19 protein-coding genes are annotated in these 20,537 nt (G+C 76.3%); 8 read left to right on the forward strand and 11 right to left on the reverse strand.

What is annotated here, in order from left to right; all coding sequences use genetic code 11:
- Nucleotides 1-45 precede the first annotated feature (45 nt).
- A complete protein-coding gene (locus ACJTNH_RS05140) occupies nucleotides 46-2,589 on the reverse strand; it encodes a SpoIIE family protein phosphatase (RefSeq protein ID WP_458173279.1) in 2,544 nt (847 codons plus the stop codon).
- A gap of 154 nt (nucleotides 2,590-2,743) precedes the next feature.
- On the opposite strand from ACJTNH_RS05140, the gene ACJTNH_RS05145 reads away from it, so the two are divergent.
- On the forward strand, nucleotides 2,744-3,877 hold the full coding sequence (locus tag ACJTNH_RS05145; RefSeq protein WP_458173281.1) for a hypothetical protein: 1,134 nt from the start codon (nucleotides 2,744-2,746) through the stop codon (nucleotides 3,875-3,877).
- A 52-nt stretch (nucleotides 3,878-3,929) separates the two neighbouring features.
- Here ACJTNH_RS05145 and ACJTNH_RS05150 read toward each other — a convergent pair whose 3' ends face one another.
- Nucleotides 3,930-5,750: a gamma-glutamyltransferase family protein gene (locus ACJTNH_RS05150; RefSeq protein ID WP_458173283.1), complete on the reverse strand. Its 1,821-nt coding sequence runs from the start codon at nucleotides 5,748-5,750 to the stop codon at nucleotides 3,930-3,932.
- A gap of 1,405 nt (nucleotides 5,751-7,155) precedes the next feature.
- Between ACJTNH_RS05150 and ACJTNH_RS05155 the strand changes: the two genes are divergently transcribed.
- On the forward strand, nucleotides 7,156-8,124 hold the full coding sequence (locus ACJTNH_RS05155; protein WP_458173285.1) for a nucleoside hydrolase: 969 nt from the start codon (nucleotides 7,156-7,158) through the stop codon (nucleotides 8,122-8,124).
- 25 nt (nucleotides 8,125-8,149) lie between these two features.
- Here the strand turns inward: ACJTNH_RS05155 and ACJTNH_RS05160 are convergent, their stop codons facing one another.
- The 4 genes from ACJTNH_RS05160 to ACJTNH_RS05175 are packed head-to-tail and all read right to left on the reverse strand — an operon-like array spanning nucleotide 8,150 to nucleotide 11,805.
- Nucleotides 8,150-9,133, reverse strand: a complete 984-nt coding sequence (locus ACJTNH_RS05160; RefSeq protein WP_458173287.1) for a glycine betaine ABC transporter substrate-binding protein — start codon at nucleotides 9,131-9,133, stop codon at nucleotides 8,150-8,152.
- On the reverse strand, nucleotides 9,133-9,972 hold the full coding sequence (locus ACJTNH_RS05165; protein WP_458173289.1) for an ABC transporter permease: 840 nt from the start codon (nucleotides 9,970-9,972) through the stop codon (nucleotides 9,133-9,135). Before ACJTNH_RS05165 ends, ACJTNH_RS05160 begins: the two co-directional genes overlap by 1 nt.
- Entirely contained in the window at nucleotides 9,969-11,171 is a 1,203-nt protein-coding gene (locus ACJTNH_RS05170; protein ID WP_458173291.1) for an ABC transporter ATP-binding protein, read from the reverse strand. Before ACJTNH_RS05170 ends, ACJTNH_RS05165 begins: the two co-directional genes overlap by 4 nt.
- The gene (locus ACJTNH_RS05175) at nucleotides 11,164-11,805 is read right to left on the reverse strand and encodes an ABC transporter permease (protein WP_458173293.1); all 642 of its coding nucleotides are present in this window, start codon (nucleotides 11,803-11,805) and stop codon (nucleotides 11,164-11,166) included. Before ACJTNH_RS05175 ends, ACJTNH_RS05170 begins: the two co-directional genes overlap by 8 nt.
- A 417-nt stretch (nucleotides 11,806-12,222) precedes the next feature.
- Between ACJTNH_RS05175 and ACJTNH_RS05180 the strand changes: the two genes are divergently transcribed.
- Nucleotides 12,223-12,567, forward strand: a complete 345-nt coding sequence (locus tag ACJTNH_RS05180) for an STAS domain-containing protein (RefSeq protein WP_458173295.1) — start codon at nucleotides 12,223-12,225, stop codon at nucleotides 12,565-12,567.
- A 138-nt stretch (nucleotides 12,568-12,705) separates the two neighbouring features.
- Nucleotides 12,706-13,137 (forward strand): ATP-binding protein, encoded by a 432-nt coding sequence (locus ACJTNH_RS05185; RefSeq protein WP_458173297.1) that lies wholly within the window; start codon nucleotides 12,706-12,708, stop codon nucleotides 13,135-13,137.
- Between the two features lie 12 nt (nucleotides 13,138-13,149).
- Here the strand turns inward: ACJTNH_RS05185 and ACJTNH_RS05190 are convergent, their stop codons facing one another.
- The gene (locus tag ACJTNH_RS05190; protein ID WP_458173299.1) at nucleotides 13,150-13,581 is read right to left on the reverse strand and encodes an AAA family ATPase; all 432 of its coding nucleotides are present in this window, start codon (nucleotides 13,579-13,581) and stop codon (nucleotides 13,150-13,152) included.
- Nucleotides 13,582-13,728: 147 nt separating this feature from the next.
- Between ACJTNH_RS05190 and ACJTNH_RS05195 the strand changes: the two genes are divergently transcribed.
- On the forward strand, nucleotides 13,729-14,076 hold the full coding sequence (locus ACJTNH_RS05195; RefSeq protein WP_458173301.1) for a PRC-barrel domain-containing protein: 348 nt from the start codon (nucleotides 13,729-13,731) through the stop codon (nucleotides 14,074-14,076).
- Nucleotides 14,077-14,184: 108 nt separating this feature from the next.
- Here ACJTNH_RS05195 and ACJTNH_RS05200 read toward each other — a convergent pair whose 3' ends face one another.
- From ACJTNH_RS05200 to ACJTNH_RS05210, 3 genes are all read right to left on the reverse strand, one after another.
- Nucleotides 14,185-14,883: an NYN domain-containing protein gene (locus ACJTNH_RS05200; protein WP_458173303.1), complete on the reverse strand. Its 699-nt coding sequence runs from the start codon at nucleotides 14,881-14,883 to the stop codon at nucleotides 14,185-14,187.
- Nucleotides 14,884-14,987: 104 nt separating this feature from the next.
- Nucleotides 14,988-16,628, reverse strand: a complete 1,641-nt coding sequence (locus ACJTNH_RS05205) for an acyl-CoA dehydrogenase family protein (protein WP_458173305.1) — start codon at nucleotides 16,626-16,628, stop codon at nucleotides 14,988-14,990.
- 50 nt (nucleotides 16,629-16,678) lie between these two features.
- Nucleotides 16,679-17,074, reverse strand: coding sequence for an SRPBCC family protein (locus ACJTNH_RS05210; RefSeq protein WP_458173307.1), 396 nt, complete (start codon nucleotides 17,072-17,074; stop codon nucleotides 16,679-16,681).
- A 122-nt stretch (nucleotides 17,075-17,196) separates the two neighbouring features.
- Between ACJTNH_RS05210 and ACJTNH_RS05215 the strand changes: the two genes are divergently transcribed.
- On the forward strand, nucleotides 17,197-17,691 hold the full coding sequence (locus ACJTNH_RS05215) for an N-acetyltransferase family protein (RefSeq protein ID WP_458173309.1): 495 nt from the start codon (nucleotides 17,197-17,199) through the stop codon (nucleotides 17,689-17,691).
- Between the two features lie 7 nt (nucleotides 17,692-17,698).
- Here ACJTNH_RS05215 and ACJTNH_RS05220 read toward each other — a convergent pair whose 3' ends face one another.
- A complete protein-coding gene (locus ACJTNH_RS05220) occupies nucleotides 17,699-18,976 on the reverse strand; it encodes a competence/damage-inducible protein A (RefSeq protein WP_458173311.1) in 1,278 nt (425 codons plus the stop codon).
- Nucleotides 18,977-19,179: 203 nt separating this feature from the next.
- On the opposite strand from ACJTNH_RS05220, the gene ACJTNH_RS05225 reads away from it, so the two are divergent.
- Entirely contained in the window at nucleotides 19,180-20,208 is a 1,029-nt protein-coding gene (locus tag ACJTNH_RS05225) for a hypothetical protein (protein ID WP_458173313.1), read from the forward strand.
- Nucleotides 20,205-20,528, forward strand: a complete 324-nt coding sequence (locus ACJTNH_RS05230) for a hypothetical protein (protein ID WP_458173315.1) — start codon at nucleotides 20,205-20,207, stop codon at nucleotides 20,526-20,528. Before ACJTNH_RS05225 ends, ACJTNH_RS05230 begins: the two co-directional genes overlap by 4 nt.
- Nucleotides 20,529-20,537 lie beyond the last annotated feature (9 nt).

A 20,537-nucleotide genomic window follows, 5' to 3' on the forward strand; every position in this document is an offset into this window, starting at 1 on the left:
CCCGCAGCTGGCCTCTGCCGAGTGCGGCCCCGTCGCGGGCGGCGCTCAGGGAGTGGGCGGGACGATCTCCGGCCCGGCGCTCGCCGGCCGCGGACGGTCCTCCGGGTGCAGCCGGACGGCGACCAGCGCGACGTCGTCCTCCGACCCGTGCGGCCGCAGACGGGCCACCAGCTGGTCGCACAACTGGTCCAGCGGCAGTTCGCCGAGCTCACCGAACAGCTCGGCCAGCCGGGCGACACCGTCGTCCAGCGGCAGGTCCGGCCCCTCGACCAGCCCGTCGGTGTAGAGCAGCACCGTGGCCCCTCGGTCGACCACGGTCACCTGCTCGCGCCGCCGGGTCTCCGGGTCGACGCCGAGCATGAGGTCCGCCCGTTCCGTCGCCAGCACCTCAACCCGGCCGTCGACGTGCAGCACGAGCAGCGGTGGGTGCCCGGCGCTCGACCAGCGCAGCCGGGTCTCGCCGCGCTCCCGGTCGACCGGCTCCTGCTCGAACCGGGCCACCGCCGCGGTCGCCAGGGTGTGCACCTGGAGCCCCTCCATCGCCCGGTCCAGGTCGGACAGCACCGCCGCCGGCCCGCCACCACTGCTGTAGGCGATGCCCCGCAGCAGGCTGCGCAGCTGGCCCATCGCCGCCGCGGCCACCGTGTCGTGCCCGACGACGTCCCCGATGGCCACCATCGTCGCGCGGCCGGGCTGCAGGAAGGCGTCGTACCAGTCACCGCCGACCTGGGCGGCCTGCACCGCCGGGATGTACCGGACGACGATCTCCGAGTGGTCCGGCTCCGGCGGGGCGGTGAGCAGGCTGCGCTGCAGCTCCTCGGCCATCCGGCGCTGCTGCTCGTGCAGGGCCGCGCTGTCCAGCGCCAGCGCGACCCGGTCGGCGACGTCCCGCAGGGTGGCGTGGTCCTGCTCGTCGGCGGGCCTGCGGTCGCGGTCCCGGTACAGCGACATCGCGCCCAGCACCCGGCCGCGGGCCACGAGCGCGAACGCCACCGCGCTGCCCGGGTCCAGCTGCCAGTAGGCGTCCCGCACCTCTCCGGCCGGCAGCCCGTGGCCGACCGCCGCGGCGACGTCGGGGATCACGGTCAGCTCACCGGTGGCCAGTGCGCTGACGATCGGGGCGGTGTTGGTCAGCGCAGCCAGCCGCAACCGGGCGTAGGTCGCCGCCGCGGGCCGCAGCGCGGGGTCACGGTGCCAGCTGGCCACGTCCTGGAGGCGCCCGTCCTCCTCGACCAGGCTGGCGATCGCCCAGTCGCCCAGCGCGGGCACCACCGCGCGCACCAGTTGCTCCAGCGCCCCGCGCGCACCCCGCCGGTCGATCAGTGCGGTGGACAGGGTGTCGGACACCTGGGCGATGAGCGCCAGCCGCTCGGCCTCCCGGCGGGCGGCGTCCTCGGCCCGGCGCCGCTCGGTCACGTCGAGGAAGTAGACCGACAGGCCGTCGGCGTCGGGCCAGGCCCGCACCTCGTACCAGCTGTCCAGCGGCGGCGGGTAGTACTCCTGGAAGACCGCCGGCTCGCGGCGGGTCATCGCCGACCGGTAGTTCTCCTCGAAGGCGGTGCCCAGCGCCGCGGGGAACAGCTCCCAGATGTCCCCGCCGATCAGCTCGGCGCGAGCCCGGCCGAGCAGCCGCTCGGCCTGCACGTTCACGTAGGTGAAGGTCCAGTCCCGGCTCAGCGAGAAGAAGGCCGCCGGCATCGACTCCAGCACCCGCGCGACGCGGGCGTCCCCGTCGCGCTGCCGGGTGGTGTCCTGCGCCGCGCCGACCAGGCGCACCGCGCCCCCGCGCTCGTCGGGCAGCACCCGGCCCCGGCTGAGCAGCCACCGGACGTCACCGGAGGGCAGCACCACCCGGTACTCCACCTCGAACCCGCTGCAGGCGTCGACAGCCGCCTGCAGCGCGTCCCGGACCCGGACGGAGTCCTCGGGGTGCAGCCGGTCGGTGAAGGCCTCGATCGTGCCGGGGAAGGCCGCCCGCTCGTACTCGAACAGCTCGATCATCCGGTCGTCCCAGACCAGCTCGTCGGTGACCAGGTCCCAGTCGAAGCCGCCGATCCCCGCGGCGTCGATGGCCAGCCCCCAGCGCAGCCGGTGGCCCTCGAACTCGGCGATGACCGCGGACAGCTCGAGCTCGGAGGTGACCGGGCCGGCCAGCCGGCTCAGCAGGTCGACGTCGTCCTCGGTCCAGGCGCGCGGCTCGGGCCCGAACACCGCCAGGACGCCGACGACGTGCTCACCGGTGGGCTCGAACAGCGGGACCCCGAGGTAGGCGGCGACCCGGCCGGCCTGCACCGCCGGCAGGTCGGCGACCCGCGGGTCGGACCGGACGTCGTCGTAGGCGCGCGGCGCCCGGGCGGCCACGACCGTGCCGCCCAGGGTGTCGTCCAGGCGGCGCTCCGTGCCGACCCGCCACACCGGCCGCCCCGAGACACCGGCGACCACCTGCAGCTCACCGGCGAGCGCCACCCCCGCCGACGGGGTCCCGAGCAACGCCGCGGCCAGGTCGGTCAACCGCTGCAGACCGGGCCGCGCGGCCGCGGCGGTGACCCGGGCACCGGCGGCGACCCGATCGGGGTCGTGCAGCGTCATCGCCGACCGCCCTCCGCTCCCCGAGATCCCTCGCACCGGCCCAGTCCGGCGGTGGTCGTGCCACCGCCGATCATGCCCGGTGTGGCTGGGCCGCCCGCCGGGGAGTGCCCGGCGACGCCCTGCCGGGCTGCTGCAGGCGAGCGAGGATGGGCGGGTGCAGACCCCCGTGGCCCCTGATCCGGGGGCCTCCCGCGCCCGGGGGCCGCGGTCCTGGCCGGGGACGGTGCGGCGCACCTGGGCCCGGCACCCGCAGATCGGCCTCGCCCTGCGGGCCGCGGTCGCCGCGACGATCGCCTGGGCCCTCGCCCACCTGCTCCCGGGCCCGGCACAGGAGTACCCGTACTACGCGCCGTTCGGGGCGGTGATCGCCACCTCGACCACCCTGGCCGGTTCGGCGCGGTCCTCCGCCCAGTCGATCGCGGCCATCGCCGCCGGGGCGGCGGTGGCGCTGGCCGCCGACGCGCTGCCCTTCCCGACCGTGGCCACGATCGGGATCGTCGTCACCGCCGGGGTGCTGCTGGCCGGGTGGGGCCGGCTGGGCAGCGCCGGCAGCTGGGTGCCCACCTCGGCACTGTTCGTGCTGATCATCGGCGCGGGCGACCCGATCGACTACGTGGCCGGCTACGCCGGGCTGACCTTCTTCGGCGCGCTGATCGGGGTGGCCGTGCTCGCCGCCTTCCCCCCGCTGCCGCTGGCGCCGTCCCAGACCGAGCTCGGCCGGCTGCGCGACCTGCTGGCCACCCAGCTCGGTGACCTGGCCGAGGGGCTGCAGCAGGAGCACCCGCCCAGCCAGGACGAGTGGCGCACGCGGATGCACTCGATCGACCCGGTGCTCGCCCAGATGCGCACCGCGGTGCAGCAGACCGACGAGGCCCGGCGCGGCAACCGGCGGGCCCGCCGGCACCAGCAGGACGCCGAGCGGCAGTACGCCCAGGCCCGGGCGCTCGAGCGGCTGACCCTGCTGGTCGAGGACCTCACCCAGCTGATCGCGGAGACCGAGCGGTCCGAGCTGTCCGAGGTGGCGCTCGGTCCGACCCTGCGGCCGGCCGCGGCGACCGCCCTCAGCGGGCTGGCCGACGCGCTGCGGTCGGTCGAGGGGGCGACGGCCGACCCGGAGGCGACCAGGGCCGCCTACGACGCGCTGGAGGGCCTGATCGGCGAGCTGCGCCGGGTGCGCGCCAGCACCGACCACGACCTGTTCGCCGCGAGCAGCGTGGTGGTCGCCGTCCAGCGGTGCCTGGCGGCCGTCGTGCCCGAGGAGCTGGCCCGCGAGGAGGCGCCGGACTGACCCGGCCCCGGGTCAGCCGCCCGCCCACGCGTGAGCGGCCGACTGCGCAGCGTCAGCGGCCGACCGCGTAGCCCTGCATCCCGCGGGGGTTGGCCCCGGCTCGCAGCACGCCGGTCTCCGGGTCGACCGAGACGGCCGACAGCCGGCCCAGCGACCAGGGGTCGGAGACGGTGACGGTGTGCCCGCGGCGGCGGAGCTCGGCGATCACGTCGTCCCCCAGCCGGGACTCCACGACGACCTCGCCCGGCGTCATGTCCCGGGGGTAGAAGGACGACGGGAAGCTGGTGGTGTGCCAGGCGGGCGCGTCGATCGCGGCCTGGAGGTCGAGCCCGCCGTGCACGTGGGCCAGCCAGAAGCACAGCTGCCACTGCTCCTGCTGGTCGCCGCCCGGGGTGCCGAAGGCCAGCGTGGGCACGCCGCCGCGCAGCGCGAGCGACGGGGTGAGGGTGGTGCGCGGGCGCTTGCCCGGGAGCAGCGAGTTGGGCAGGTCGGGCTCGAGCCAGAACATCTGCGCCCGGGTGCCGAGCGGGAAGCCCAGCGACGGGATGACCGGTGAGCTCTGCAGCCAGCCGCCCGACGGGGTGGCCGAGACGATGTTGCCCCAGCGGTCGACGACGTCGACGTGGCAGGTGTCGCCGCGGGTGGTGCCGCGGGTGTCGACGGTGGGCTCGCCGACCCCGGCGATGGTGCCCGGTGAGGGGCGGACGCCGGCGGAGGCGTCGGTGACGAACGCGGGGAGCCGTGGCGGGCGCCCCCCTGGCGAGCCGGGCCGCAGCTCGGTGCTGGCCCGGTCGCTGATGAGCGCCCGCCGCTGCTCGGTGTAGCCGGTGGAGAGCAGGTCGTCCACCGGCGCCTGTGCCGTGTCGCCGTACCAGGCCTCGCGGTCGGCCATCGCCAGCTTCACCGCCTCCACGCTGGCGTGGACCAGGTCGGCATCGGCGGTGCCCGAGCCGTACCCGGCCCCGGCTCCTGCCGCCGGGTGGCCGTCCAGCATCGCGAGCGCCTGGAGCAGCGCCGGGCCCTGGGACCACGGCCCGGCCTTCGCGAGCGTCCACCCGCGCCAGTCCAAGGTGACCGGCGGCTCGTACGTCGGCTGCCAGCTGGCCAGGTCCTGCCCGGTGAGGAAGCCGCGGTGGGCACGACCGGAGTCGTCCATGACCGGGGACCGGGAGAACTCGTCGATCGCCTGCGCGACGAACCCCGTGTACCAGGCCGCGAGTGCCGCGTCGATCTGCGCCTCTCGGGAGGGTCCGCGCGCTGCGTCGAGCAGTCGGCGGTAGGTCGAGGCGAGGACCGGGTTGCGGAACAGGCGACCGGCGGCGGGGGGTGCTCCGTCGGGGGCGAGCCAGGTGGCGGCCGAGGTAGGCCAGTGCGTGCGGAAGTGCTCGGAGACCGAGGCGACGGTCGCGGCGACCCGCGGGACGAGCGGGTGGCCGTGCTCGGCGTACTCGATGGCGAAGCGGAGGACGGCGTCCAGCGGCAGGGTGCCGTGGTCGCGCAGGAGGGTCAGCCAGGCGCCGATGGCGCCGGGCACGGTGGCGGCGAGGAGACCGGTGCCGGGGACCAGGTCGAGACCCAGCTGGCGGTAGGCCTCGATCGTGGCGCCGGCGGGGGCGGTGCCCTGACCGGAGAGGACGACGGGGACCCCCGCACCGGTGGCTGCCCGCGGGCTCCGGGCGAAGAGGATCGGGACCTCGCCCCCCGGGCCGTTGAGGTGCGGCTCGACGACCTGCAGGGTGAGTCCCGCAGCGACCGCGGCATCGAACGCGTTGCCACCGGCCTCGAGGGTCGCCATGCCCGCGGCGCTGGCGAGCCAGTGCGTCGAGGCGACCATCCCGAAGGTGCCGGCGAGTTCCGGGCGCGTGGTGAACACGTAGCCACCCTAAAGAACTCCGGCCGGTTCGCGCTGCGTCGCGGCGCCGCCGGTGCCGATCCGGTCGCCCGGTCCCGCGGCTGCCGCCGGGCCGGCGGGGTGCCCGGCGACTCGCGGACCGGGGTCGGCTCGTCCGGCTCCGGCGCCCGGTGACGCAGGCCAGGGGCGGCCGGCCGGGCCGGCGGGGTGCCCGGCGACTGGCGCACCGGGGTCGGCTCGTCCGGCTCCGGCGCCCGGTGACGCAGGCCGGGGGCGGCCGGCCGGGCCGGCGTGCTCGGCAGCTCCCGCATCGGCACGGGCTCGTCCCGCTCGGGGGCCCGATGACGCAGGTCGGCGGGGCGGTGGCCCGGGACGGCGACCGGCAGCGACGGCGCGACCTCGGGCTCGGGCGGGGCGAGCCGGTGCAGCGTCGGGGGCACCGGGCGGTCCCAGGCCAGGTGCGCACCGTGGGTGCCGCTGCCCCAGCCGGCCGCGCGGCGGGTCATGGTGCGCAGCCGGCCGAGCAGGCTCCGCACCGGAGCGGTCAGCCGCGGCTGCGGGGCGGCGAGCCGGACGGGCGTGCGCAGCAGGTCCACCGAGAGGTCGGTGGCGAAGGCGATCGCCGCCTCCAGCTCGTGGTCCACGGCCGGGGAGACCGGACGGGACGGCGCGGTGCGGGCCGGGGCCGTGGTGGCCGGGGCAGTGGAGGCCTGGGCAGTGGGGGCCTGCGAGACACGGGCCGCGGGCTGCACGGGCACCGGACGCGACCGGTCAGGCCCGTCGGTCAGCCGGTGGACCCGCAGCGGGGTGGACCGCCAGGCCAGGTGCGCGCCGTCCGGCCCGGCACCCCAGGTGCGCGCCCACCGGCCGAACTCGCGCCGGCGGGGGCTGCGCGGCGGCTGGGGCGCACCGGGGGCCGGCAGTGGGCGCGGCGACATGCCCAGCACGCCCACCGCCAGCCCGACCGCGAGCCCGGCGGCCAGGTCGGCGGCCAGGTCGCCGGTGCCGGCGCTGGTGAGGTGCGCGGACGGGGGGAGCGCGGGGCCCTGCCCGAAGAGGCCGGGCTGTGCGGTGGGGGCCGCGGTGCCCCGGGGAGCGGGCGCTCCGGTCCGCCGGACCGCTGCCGTGTCGATCGCCATCGCTGCCCTCCCGGGGAAGTAGTTGCCGCGGCCGGGGAAGGGGCCGCGGGCAAGAGAGAAGTTACGGACGGCGGCGCTCCCGGACCGGCTCTGCGGACCCCCCGGCCGGGCCGCGTGACCGAACCGTTGCCGACCCCCTCCACAGCGGTCGATGACCCCCCTCCGGGCCCGGTCACTTGTCGACTCCGTCGGGCGAAAGGCCAGGTCAGGTGGCTCATGCCGGGTCGGTGACCTCGGCGGCCGGACCGACGCACCGGCGTGTCGGGTGTGTCTGGTGGGATGACCGGGTGCCAGACACCCAGCCCTCCGCCGGCCCGGTCCCGCTCGTCGTCGACACCGACCCGGGGATCGACGACGCCCTCGCGCTGCTGCTCGCGCTGGGCAGCCCGGAGGTCGACCTGCGGCTGGTGACCACGGTGCACGGCAACGTCGACCTGGGCCGCACGACGGAGAACGCCCTGCGGGTGCTGCACCTGGCCGGCCGGTCCGACGTCCCGGTCGCGGTGGGTGCCCGCTCGTCGCTGGTGGTGCCCCAGCCCCGGCGGGCCGGGCACGTGCACGGCGAGGAGGGGCTGGGCGGCGTGGTCCTCCCGCCCTCCCCGGCAGCGGTCGACCCGCGGCCGGCGGTGGTGGCGCTGGCCGAGCTGCTGCTGGGCAGCGAGCAGCCGGTGACGGTGGCGGCGATCGGGCCGCTGACGAACATCGCGCTGCTGCTGGCGGTGTACCCCGACGCCGCGGCGCGGATCGGGCGGCTGGTGGTGATGGGCGGGTCGGCCACCCGCGGCGGCAACGTCACCGCGGCGGCCGAGTTCAACGTCTGGGCCGACCCCGAGGCCGCCGCCGTGGTGTTCGCATCGGGCCTGCCCACGGTGCTGGTCGGGCTGGACGTCACCCTGCCGACCGTGCTCACCGAGGCGGGGATCGCCCGGTTCGCCGCGGCCGGGCCGGTCGGCGCCCAGGCGGCGGCGATGCTGCGGCAGTACCTGGACCACGCGCGCACGTCCTACGGCACCGACGGGGTGGTGGTGCACGACGCGCTCGCCCTGACCGAGGCGATCGTGCCCGGCACCCTGCGCACCGTGCCCCGCGACGTCGTGGTCGACACCGGGGCCGGGGCCGGGCGCGGGCAGACGCTGGTCGACCGCCGGACGCCGTCGTCCTCGGCCACCGCGGTGGCGGTGGCCGAGGACGTCGACAGCGAGGCGGCGGTGGAGTTCCTGGTCGGCCGGTTGTGCCGGCTGGCCGGCACGGCCTGACCACCTCCTGGTCAGCGGGGCGCCGTCAGCCGCGCTCGACGAGCCCCTCGGAGACCAGCCAGTCCATCGCCACGTCCGCCGGCTCCTCACCGTCGACGTCGACCCGGCCGTTGAGCTCGATGAGCACCTCGTCGGTGAGCAGCGGGGTGACCTCGGCGAAGACGTCGGCGATCTCCGGGAACTCCTCCAGGGTGGCGGTCACCACCTCGGGGGCGATGTTGTACGCGGGGAAGTACCCGCGGTCGTCCTCGAGCACGGTCAGGCCCAGGGAGGCGATCCGGCCGTCGGTGGTGAACACCTCGCCGAAGTTGCACCGCTCCCCGCTGTCGGTGGCGGTGTAGACGGCACCGGTGTCCAGGATGCTCACGTTGTCCCGCGGCACCCCGTTCGGGTCGCCCAGCGGGATCCCGTAGGCCGCCAGCATCGGCTCGAAGCCGTCGACCCGGGTGGCGAACTCCGACTCCAGGCAGAAGGTGCGCTCCTCGACCGGCAGCGCGGCGATGTCGGAGAGGGTCGCGACCCCACCGAGCTCCTCGACGGCCTCGTCGCGCACCGCGAAGGCGTAGGTGTTGTTCGCCTCGGCCGGCGGGAGCCAGGTGATCCCGTTCTCCGCGTCGGCGTCCCGGACGGCCTCGTACTGCTCCTGCTGGTCCGGGATGCCCTCGGCCATGCCCAGGTAGTTGATCCACCCGGTACCGGTGTACTCGAACTGCACGTCCGTCTCGGCGCTGAGCATCGCGGCCCGGGCGGGGGCGGCCCCCGGGATGCCGCTGCGGTCGGTCACGTCGAAGCCGGCGGCCTCCAGCGCGATCGCGGCGATCTTGCCCAGGATGAGCTGCTCGGTGAAGGCCTTGGCACCGACGGTGATCGGCTCGCCCTCGGCCGCCTCGATCGGCTGGATGCTGCCGGGCGCGGCGTCGGGGACGAGACCGTTGGCGCTCTCCAGGCCGCAGCCGGTGAGCAGGGTGGTGGCGGCCACCGCGGCGGCCAGCTTCTTCGGGGGGTGCATCAGAGTCCCTTCGGGCGGGCGACGTGCTCGACGACCCGGCCGAGCCAGTCGATGGCCAGGGCGAGCAGGGCGACCAGCACCGCACCGCTGACCAGCAGCGAGTTCAGCGACAGGGTGATGCCGGTGTTGATCAGCACGCCCAGCCCGCCGCCGGCGATGAAGGTGGCCAGGGTGGCCGTGCCGACGAGCAGCACCAGGGCGGTCCGCACCCCGGAGAGCATCACCGGTACGGCCAGCGGCAGCTCGACCCGGAACAGCACCGCGGCACCGCTCATGCCCATCCCGCGGCCGGCCTCGACGAGCCGGGCGTCGACGCCCTGCAGCCCGACCATGGTGTTGCGCAGCACCGGCAGCGCCGAGTAGACGACCAGCGCCACGATCGTCGTCCCGAAGCCGAAGCCCAGCCAGTCGGCCAGCAGCACGAACAGGCCGATCGCAGGCGCGGCCTGGCCGACGTTGGCCAGGCCGATCACCAGCGGGGTGAGCCGCCGCAGCGCGGGCCGGGTCAGGGCGATGCCGAGCGGGATGGCGATGAGCAGCACGATCACCGCCGCGACGACGGTCAGCTGCAGGTGCCGCAGCACGCTGTCCCACAGGGTGGCCGCGCCCAGCTGGCGCGCCTCGGTGTCGCTGAGCGTGGCGGTGGACCGCCACACGACGTAGGCCAGCAGGCCCAGCGCCACCAGCACCGGCTGGAGGACCAGCGCCCGCCAGCCGCCGCGGGCGCGCTCCGGCGACGCGGCGTCCCGCCGGTCGCGGGACGCGCTCTGCTCGGCCTCCGGACGGCGCAGCGGGTCCGGCCGCTCGCCGGTGTCGGGCGTTCCGGTGGCGGCGGTCATCCGGCCACCTCGCTCCGCGTCCGCTGGATGGCGTCCATGATCGTCTCGATCGAGACGACGCCGGCCAGGCTGTCCCGGCGGCCGATCACCACGGCACCGCCCTGGCTGGCCGCGAGCATGGTGTCCAGCGCGTCGTTCAGCGTGGAGCCCAGGCCGACCACCGGCAGCTTCTCGTCGACGGTGGCCGGGACCCGCTGCATCCGGCTGACCTCGGCGGTGGTCGGCCAGCTGATCGGCCGGCCGCGCCGGTCCAGCACGACGATGTACTCGTCGCCCGCGGCCCGCGCGCGGGCCAGCGCCTCGGCGGCGTCGTCACCGACCGAGGCGGTGGTGACCGGCTTCAGCTCCAGGGTGTTGACCCGGGTGAGGGTGAGCTGCTTGAGGGTGGCACCGGCGCCGACGAAGTCCGCCACGTACTCCTCGGCCGGCTCGGCCAGGATCGCCTCGGGGGTGTCGTACTGCACGACCCGGGCGCCCACGTCGAAGACCACGATCCGGTCGCCGAGCTTGACCGCCTCGTCGAAGTCGTGGGTGACGAAGACGATCGTCTTGCCCAGCTCCTCCTGGATCCGCAGCAGCTCGTCCTGCAGGCGCTGGCGGGTGATCGGGTCGACCGCGCCGAACGGCTCGTCCATCAGCAGCACCGGCGGGTCCGCGGCGAGCGCCCGGGCCACACCGACCCGCTGCTGCTGGCCTCCGGAGAGCTCCTTGGGGTAGCGGTCCCGGTAGACCTCCGGGTCCAGCCCCACCAGGTCCAGCAGCTCGTCGATCCGCGCGGTGACCCGCTGCTTGTCCCAGCCCAGCATGCGCGGCACCATGCCGACGTTCGTCCCGACCGTCATGTGCGGGAACAGCCCACCGGCCTGGATGACGTAGCCGATCCGGCGGCGCAGCTGGTCGGGGTCCTGCTGCGTGACGTCCTCGTCGCCGAGGTGGATGGTGCCGCTGCTGGGCTCGATCAGCCGGTTGAGCATCTTCAGCAGCGTGGTCTTCCCGCAGCCGGACGGGCCGACGAACATCACCGTCTCGCCCGCCGGGATCTCCAGCGACACCGCGTCCACGGCCGGCCGGTCCTGACCGGGGTAGCGCTTGGTGACCCCGTCGAGGCGGATGGAGACGCCGCTGACCCGGCGTCCCTCGCCGCCCTGCGGCGCGGGGTCGTCGGAGTGGGCGTCGGCGGTGCTCAGGGTGTCAGACACGGATCCCCCTGGGGGTGGTGAGGCGACCCAGCAGCACGAGCAGCAGGTCGAGGACGAGGGCCAGGACGACGATGGCGATCGTCCCGGTGAGTGCGGAGTTCAGGGCGTTCGCACCGCCCAGCCGGGACAACCCGGTGAAGATGAAGCCGCCGAGACCGGGGCCCAGGACGTAGGCGGCGATGGCGGCGATGCCCATGACCATCTGGGTGGAGACCCGGACGCCGGCCAGGATCACCGGCCAGGCCAGTGGGATCTCGATCCGCGCCAGGGTCGACAGCCGGCTCATCCCCATGCCGCGCGCGGACTCGATGAGCGAGCGGTCGACACCGGCCAGCCCCACCACGGCGTTGCGCAGCACCGGCAGCGCCGCGTAGAAGGTCACCGCGATGACGGCCGGGGTGATCCCGAAGCCGAAGGGCGCGAGCAGGATGCCCAGCAGCGCGAACGCCGGGATGGTCAGGCCGATCGCCGACACGCCGTTGGCCAGGCCGGTCAGCCGCGGGTTCCGGTAGACCAGCACCGCCAGCGCCAGCGCGATCAGGCTGCCCAGCAGCACGCACTGCACGACCAGGCTGACGTGCTGGAAGGCCTGGAAGGCGATCTGCCCGCGCCGGTCCACCACGTAGTCCCACATGTGCCCACCCCTCTCCGCGTCCGGCACCGTGGCCGGACGGTCATGTCGTCGAGTCGTCGCCCTGCACGCCGGCGCCGGGGGCCAGGTGAACGGGAGCATCGGCACCCGGCGCCGAGGGCGCCGCGGGCTGCGATCCGGGCCCCACCACGCGGGGGGCACCTTGCGGGCGTCGTTCACGGTTGCACGTGGAGGGCGCCTCCGCGAGCCGGGGGGACATGACGAAGCTGTGACACTCCGGCCCGGCCGGGCCTGGTGCGCCTGCCCCTGCCCCGATCGGGGTAGGGGGCGGCTGTGCCCGCCCCGTGGTCCCATGCTCCCGGGAGAGCATCGACGTGGGGCACGGCGGGAACGTGCCCTGGCGACAGAGGAGGACCCATCAACACCGTCAGCTCAGCAGCCGACGAGACGCCGTTCGAGGTGGAGCTGGCCGACGGCAGCGAGCCGGGGCAGGTGGTCGCGCACGTCCGCGGCGAACTGGACGCCGCCGGCAACCCGCTGGTGCAGCAGTCGCTGCTCCAGGCCCTGCGGCGGGCCGAGCGGCTGCTCACCATCGACCTGTCCGAGGTCACCTTCTTCGGCTCGGCCGGGGTCACCGCCCTGGTCTGGGTCAGCCAGCACCCGGAGGCGGCCGGCAAGCGGGTCTGCGTCGTGGCCACCAGCCGGATCGTGACCGGCCCGCTGGAGCTCACCGGCCTGCTCGACCGCCTCGACGTGCAGGGCATGCCGACCGGGTCCGATGCCCCCGGGGCCGCCCCGCACTGACCCGCCACCGGACCCCCGTGCTGCAGGACGGCCCGCTGTCGGCCACGATGGTCCCGGCGGAGACACCGGCCGACGAGGGGACTGAGCGTGAGTGCACTGGTCTGGCCCTCGTCACCGATCCCTTCCGAGGACGGTGACGTGTGGCGCTGGGAGCTGCCCACGGTGCACGACGCGTCGCGGGTCCGGATGGACCTGCGCGCCCGCCTGGCCCACCCGTCCCTGACCGCCCGCTCGACCGAGGACGCCCGTGAGGGTCTGCTCCTGGTGTTCGAGGAGCTGTCGTCCAACGCGCTGCGGCACGGTGGCGGTGCGGTCGAGGCGACGATCGTCGCGGTCCCCAGCGGCTGGCTGATCGTGCTGACCGACGGCTCCCCCGACGCCCCACCGCGACCGGCCATCGACCGTGACCCGGCCTTCGGCGGCATGGGGCTGCCGATGGTCGCCCAGCTCTCGGTCGACTACGGCTGGGCCGGCGAGCCCGGCCGCAAGCACGTGTGGGCCCGGCTGCCCTCCGGGCTGAGCACCGCCTCGGTGCCGCGCCCCCGTTCCTCCTCCGGCCCGGCGGCCTAGCACCCCGTCCACTCAGCTGCCGACGACGGTCACCTCGGTGAAGCCCTCGTCGGTGGTCGGGTGGACCAGCCGGCCGGCGGCGCCGTACAGCCCGACCAGCGGCACCCGGGCCCGGCCCTCGCGGGCCTCGTTGCGTGCCCGGCAGGTCTCCACCGGGACGTCGAGGAACACCGCCCGGACCGGGACGCCGGCCGCCGCCGCCAGCGCGATCAGCGGAGCCCGCTCGGCCGGCGACGGTGAGGTGTTGTCGACCACCACGTTGACCCCCTCGGCCAGCAGGCCGGCCACCACGCGCCGCTGACGCGCCTCCCGGTGCCGCGCGTTCGGCCAGTGGTCCTTGCTCACCACCACGTGGCTGCCCGCCAGGTGGGTGGTCACCCAGGTCGACTTGCCCGATGCCTGCAGGCCGACCATCACCACCAGTTCCTGACCGTCGGCACCCACCGCGCCATCCTCCCGCTCACCCCGACCGCCGCCGACCTGGCCCTGCGACCGGTCACGACGCCGATCTGCAGGTCAGCGGCCCGCCGGGGTTCGACCGCCCGTCGCGCGGGCAGTGAGGACCAGTTGCCCACGACCTGAGGAGGAGCCGTGTTCCCGGCCGAGAACATCCGTGACTGGCGCACCCTGAACGTGATCGACCCCGACGGGAGCAAGATCGGCACCCTCGAGTCGGTGTACGTGGACACCACGACCGACCAGCCGTTCTTCGCCGCCGTCGTCACCGGCTTCATCGGCCGGCACAAGCTCACCTTCGTGCCGCTCACCGACGCCACCGTGGCTCCCGACCACATCCGGGTCGCCGTTCCGAAGGACCTGGCGAAGAACGCCCCGTCGATCGACACCGACGGCGAGCTCACCGTCGAGCAGGAGCCGGACGTCTTCGCGCACTACTCGCTGCCCTACACCCCCGGCGTCCGGCGGCTCGCCCGCCGCTGAGGGACGACCCCGCCCGCCCCGGCCCTCGCGAGCTCGGCGCGGGCCGGGGCCGGGGCCGGGGCCGGACATCCCGGCCATGTCGGCCGACATGGCCGGGCGGGCCGGGGGCTAGCTGCGGCGGGCGGCGAAGAGGCCGGCGGCGTCGCGCAGGCTCTTGGTCGGCTTGAGCCAGGCGCCGTCCACCGGCAGGGCGTCCAGGCGCACCCGGTCCAGCGGCTCGACGAACGCCCCGGGGACGTCCTCGATGTCGATGAACTGCAGCAGCTCCGAGCTGATCGCGTACCCGGCGACCTCGCTGAAGGCGACGACGACGACCTCGGTGCCGGAGCGGGCGAGGTCCTCCAGCGGCTCGGCGAAGTTGCGGCCGTCGCCGGAGAAGACGACCAGCCGGCGCAGCTGGTGGCTGTGCGCCCGCACGCTGATGTGGTCCAGCATCGACTGGTCGATGTCGTCGTCGGGCTGCAGCTTCGGGCGGGCGAACACCGCGTAGCCGAAGCTGCGCAGCGCCTCCACCCAGCGCTGCAGCGACGTGGCGTGCTGCGGCGGGACGTTGGCGAAGACGCAGGCCTCCACCTCGGGCTGCTGCGCGGCCCCCGGGTCGCCCGCGCCGTCGACGAACCAGGCGGCGATCGCGTCGAACCGCGGCCGGGACGCCGCCGTGGGGCGGGCCCCGATCACGTTCGCCAGGGTCATGTCGATGTTCGGCGCGTCCCAGACCAGCAGGTCCAGCGGCTGACGGGCGCCGTCGCCCCAGCCGTCCACCGTCGCGTCCAGCATGTCCCGGGCCCCGTCCTGGTCGTCGGTCACAGGGGCAGTCTGCCCAACGGCGTCCAGCGGCGGCGGTGGCGCACCGGCCGGGGCGGGCCGCGGCGGCCCCGGCGGGGCGGTGGCGCGGCGCCGGCGGCGCATGCTCACGAGCGCGCCCCGGCCGGCTCGACCGCGGCCCGGTCGACCAGCTGCCGCACCGGGACGCCGGCCGGCAGGGTGCCCAGCACCCCGCCCCAGTCCCCGGCCAGCCGGGTCGCGCAGAAGGCGTCGGCGACGGCGGGCGGGGCGTGCCGCAGCAGCAGCGCGGCCTGCAGGCAGACGGCGAGCCGGCCCGCGATCCGCCGGGCGCGCAGCGGCAGCTGCTCCGGGTCGGCGAGCTCGGCGGCCAGCCCGGTCAGCGCGGCGTCGTACCGCGGGTCGGCGCCGCGGGCCAGCTCCAGCTCCGCGCGCACCGCGGCGAGCGCGGCCGACCCGGCGCCCAGGGCACGCAGCACGTCCAGGGCGATCACGTTGCCCGAGCCCTCCCAGATCGAGTTGAGCGGGGCCTGCCGGTAGAGCCGCGGCATCCCCGACTCCTCGACGTAGCCGTTGCCGCCGAGCACCTCCAGCGCCTCCGCGACCACGGTCGGCGTGCGCTTGCAGACCCAGAACTTGGCCACCGCACCGGCCAGCCGCAGCAGGTCACGCTCGCCGGCGTCCTGGGCGGCGGCCAGCCGGACCGTCAGCGCGGTCGCCGCCTCGCTCTCCAGCGCGAGGTCGGCCAGCACGTTCTGCATCAGCGGCTGGTCGGCCAGCCGGGCCCCGAAGGCCGCGCGGTGCCGGGCGTGGTGCACCGCCTGGGTGAGCGCGGCCCGCACCGTGGCCGCCGACCCCAGCACGCAGTCCAGCCGGGTGGTCGCCACCATCTCGATGATCGCCGGGACGCCCCGGCCGGGGTCGCCGACCAGCCAGCCGGAGGTGCCGTCGAACTCGACCTCGCTCGAGGCGTTCGACCGGTCACCGAGCTTGTCCTTGAGCCGCTGCAGCCGGAACACGTTGCGCTCCCCGCCGGGGAGCACCCGGGGCACCAGGAAGCAGCTCAGCCCCTCGGTGGTCTGCGCGAGCACCAGGAACAGGTCGCTCATCGGTGCCGAGGTGAACCACTTGTGCCCGGTCAGCGACCAGCTGCCGTCGCCCCCCGGGACGGCGCGGGTGGTGTTGGCCCGGACGTCGGACCCACCCTGCTTCTCGGTCATCCCCATGCCGGCGACCAGCCCGCGCTTGGTCCGCGGGTCGGTCAGCCCGAACTGGTAGCTGCGGCTGGTGAGCCCGGGCTCCAGCGCGGCGGCCAGGTCGGGGGCCGCGCGCAGCGCCGGGACGGCGGCGTACGTCATCGTCACCGGGCAGCCGTGACCGGCCTCCACCTGCGTCCAGCCGAGGTAGCCCACCGCCCGGCGGACGTGCGCGTGCCGCTCCCCGGCCGCCTGCTCGGCCCACGGCGCACCGGCCAGGCCGTGCCCGATCGCGGCCGCCATCAGCTCGTGCCAGGCCGGGTGGAACTCCACCTCGTCGACCCGGTGGCCGTAGCGGTCGTGGGTGCGCAGCCGGGGCGGGTGCTCGTTCGCCAGCCGGGCCCACTCCTGCGCCTGCTCGCTGCCGGCCAGCGCACCGAGCCCGGCCAGGGAGTCCAGGGTGGCCTGGTCGGCGTGCCGCCGGCAGGCCTCGGCCAGCGCGGCGTCCCCGGCGATCGGGTCGTGACCGGCCAGCGGTGGCACCTGGTTGGTCACCTCGTGCGTGACGCTCATCCCCGCACCGTACGAGACCGGGGCCACCGCCCGGCCCAGGTGGCGGGCGCTCAGGTGGTGAGGGTGACCAGCCGCTTGAGCGCGAGCAGCGCCAGCGGTGCGTAGCCGACCACCAGCGGGCCGAACCCGCTGACCCGCAGGCCCGCCGTCGTCCCGCCGTCCGGGCCCGGGCTCACCCAGTGCAGCAACCCGAGCCGGGTCGGGCCGACCACGACCTGCCAGGCCCAGCGGCGGTCCGCCGCGGAGACCTCGTCCACCACGAACGGCAGCGAGGTGCGCAGCGGGTCGTACACCCGGCCGGACATCCCGGGCACCAGCTCGGGGCCACTGGCCTCCACCCGGCTGATCTGCGGCGACCACTCCGGCCAGCGGGCCGGGCGGCGGTAGCGGTCCCAGACCTCGGCGGGGTCGACCGGGCCGGTGGCGTGCAGCGTCAACGAGGTCACCTGCGGTCAGTGCCCCGTGGTTCCACGTGGAACCCCCGTCCGGTCGCCGGGACCGGACGCCGATCATGGACGGCGTGCAGCCGCCCGCCCCTCGCGCTCCCTCACCACCGGTCCTCCGGGCCATGACCGCCGCCGACTGGGCGGGCGTCCGTGAGGTGTACGCCGCCGGCATCGCCACCGGGATGGCCACCTTCGAGACCGAGCCGCCGTCCTGGGAGGCGTTCGACGCCACCCGGCTGCCCGGCCACCGGCACGTGGCCACCGACGACTCCGGCGCGGTGCTCGGCTGGGTGGCCTGCAGCCGCGAGTCACCCCGGGACGCCTACGCCGGCGTGGTCGAGCACTCCGTCTACGTGGCCCCGGCGGCGCAGGGCCGCGGCGTGGGCCGGCTGCTGCTGCAGGGGCTGGTCGACTCGACCGAGGCCGACGGCATCTGGACGATCCGCTCGGCGGTCTTCCCGGCCAACACCGGCAGCCTGGCGCTGCACGAGCGGCTCGGCTTCCGGGTGCTGGGCCGACGGGAGCGGGTGGGCCGCCGCATCGTCGACGGCCGCGCCACCTGGCACGACGTCCTGCTGGTCGAGCGCCGCAGCCGGGTGGTCGGCTGGGAGGACTGAGCGACGCTCAGCCGGCCGCGGTCAGGAGCTGCCGCAGCTCGTGCAGCACCAGCGTCGTCGCCCGCTCCCGGACGGCACCCCGGTCCCCCCGCAGCCGGTGGGCGGCCGTGGTGGTGCCGGTCGCGGCGGCGACGGCCAGGTGCAGGGTGCCCACCGGCTTCTCCGCGGTGCCCCCGCCCGGACCGGCGATCCCGCTGACCCCGATGCCCAGGTCGGCCCCGAACCGGCGCCGGGCGCCCTCGGCGAGCGCCACCGCCCCCGCCGCGCTGACCGCACCGTGCTCGGCGAGCACCGCGACCGGCACGTCCAGCAGCTGCTCCTTGGCCTCGTTGGCGTAGGCGACCACCCCGCCCAGCACCCGCCGGGACGAGCCCGGCGCGCGGGTGAGCCGGGCGGTGACCAGCCCGCCGGTGTCCGCCTCCCCCACCGCGACCGTCCAGCCCCGCTGGTCCAGCAGCGTGGCCACCAGCTCGTCGACCGTGGGCCCCTCGCTGAACAGCGTCTCCGCGAAGTCGGCTCGCACCGCCGCCACCAGCCGGTCGTACGCCTCCGCCGCGTCCGGGTCGTACCGGGTGACGATCTCCAGCTCGCCCTCCCGCAGGCAGGTGGTCACCTCCAGGCCGGTCAGCTCGTCGTCCACCCGGCGCAGCGTGGCGGCGAGCTCGGACTCGGGCGTGCCCCACAGCCGCAGCGTCGACTGGCGCAGCTCGGTGGCCCCGGCCAGCGCGCGGCGCACCGGATCGGCCGCCAGCGCCGCCGGCCACATGCCCTGCAGCTCCACCGGTGGGCCGGGCAGCACCAGCACCGGCGGGCCGGACCGCCCCTCCGCCACCGGGACGACCAGCCCCGGCGCCGTGCCGACCGGTTCCAGCACGGTCGCACCGACCGGCACCAGGGCCTGCTTGGCGATCCCGGCCGCGGCCGCCTCCGGCGGTGTGTCCCACCCCCGCATCGCGGTGAGCCGCTCGACGACGGCGGCGATCCGCTGCTCCAGCTCCGGGTCGACCTCGGAGGGCCGCCCCTGGAACTCGCCCACCACCGCGGCGGTCAGGTCATCGGCGGTCGGGCCGAGACCGCCGGTCGTGATCAGCAGGTCGACGCCGCTGCCGGCGAGGAAGGCGAGCGCGGCCCGCAGGTCGTCGGCGCGGTCACCGACCACCACCACCGAGCCGACGTCGACGCCGGTCGTGCGCAGGGCCTCGGCCAGCCACGGGCCGTTCCGGTCGGCCACCCGCCCGGTGAGCACCTCGGTGCCGGTGACCACGATCCCCGCGCGCACTGCCACGGCCCCGACCCTAGGTGGCGGACGCCCCGACGGCGCGGGACGGCGACCCGGCCCGGGCACCGCCGCTACCGTGATCAGCGCCCTGACCGCCGTCCGTGGCCGGACCGACCGGGGCCACCGACGCCGCCGGCACCACCCCGCCGGCTCCCGCACCACCCCGCAGGCCACCTGCACCCGAAGGCCACCCCGCACCAGGAGGACCCGTGAGCCAGCCGCACCCGCCGATCCCCGAGCCGCAGCCGCACCGCGACCCGAGCACGGACGGCGACGGCGCCGCAGGGCCCGGCACCGGCAGCACCGCGGCGTCGCAGCCGGAGGACCCGCGCACCCAGTCGATCCTGCTGCCGCCCAGCCAGCGCCCCGAGGCGCAGCCGGCCCAGGACGAGGCCGGTCCCGGACCGGGCCAGGAGCCGCACGGCGACGCGCAGGCGGGCGACTGGCAGCCCGGGGAGTGGCAGCAGAGCGCCACGGCGCCCGTCCCGGGCCTGGCCGGGACGCCGGCCGGCACCGACCCGGTCGGCACCGGGCACCCGGCCACCGGGCCGATCGCCGCGCAGAGCGCCCCCGTCCACGGCACCCCGACGCAGGACGCCCCGACCCACGGCGCATCGGCCGCCGGTGCAGCGAGCGCGACCGGGCACCCCGCGGCGCCCGGGCAGCCCGCGCCCGACGCGGCGGCGACCGGGCCGTACGAGCCCTACCAGCCCTCCTACGACACCAGCCGGACGACCGGGCCGGTCGACCTCGGCCCCGGTGTGGCCGGCGACCCCGCCGTCGCCGAGCCGCCGCCGGCGGTGCCCGGGCCGACGACCGCGACCGGGATGACCCCCGCCGCCCCGGCCGGCGGCGGGCGCCGGTCGGCGCTGTCGGCCGTGCGGGACCGCACCCTCCTGGTCGGCGTCGGGCTGGTCGGGCTGGCGCTCGTGCTGCTGCAGCTCGGCCTGGTGCTGGACTTCGGCAACCAGTCGCTGTGGGAGGTCGTGCCCACCTGGTCGACGTTCGCCACCGTCGGGGTCGTGCTGCTGCTGGTGCCCTTCCTCGCCCCGCTCGCCGGCCACGCGCTCTCAGCCCGGGCGGCGTGGCGGGTGGCCGCCGGTGGCCTGACCGCCCTCGCCGCCACGTGGGTGCTGGTCGCCCTGCCCCTGGTCGCCAGCGACCGCGGCTTCTGGCTGACCGCCGCCCTCGCCGCCGGGGCGGCCGCGCTGTGGCTGTCCCCGGGCCGCGGCGAGTGAGCCGCGGTGGGGGCTGGCTGCTCGCCGCGGCGGTGTGTGCGGCGGGCGCCCTGGGGCTGTCCTGGTCCGGTCAGCTGGCGGGGGCCGCGCACCCGGCCCGGGTGCTCGTCGTCGCCGCGGTGCTGCTCACCGTGGCCGGGTGGCGGCAGGGCCGTGACCAGCTGCTCACCGCCGCGGTGGTGTCCGCCGCGGTCGGGCTGCTCCTCGGCGGCCTGGACGCCTCCCCCGGCCGGCTCGCCCTGGCCGCCGCGGCCGCCTGCCTGGTGCTCGCGGGCCGGGCCGCCGGGCGCCGGGTGCTGCCCCGCCGGACGGCGGCCTGACGCCTGCCG

This window comes from Modestobacter lacusdianchii (assembly GCF_054177765.1).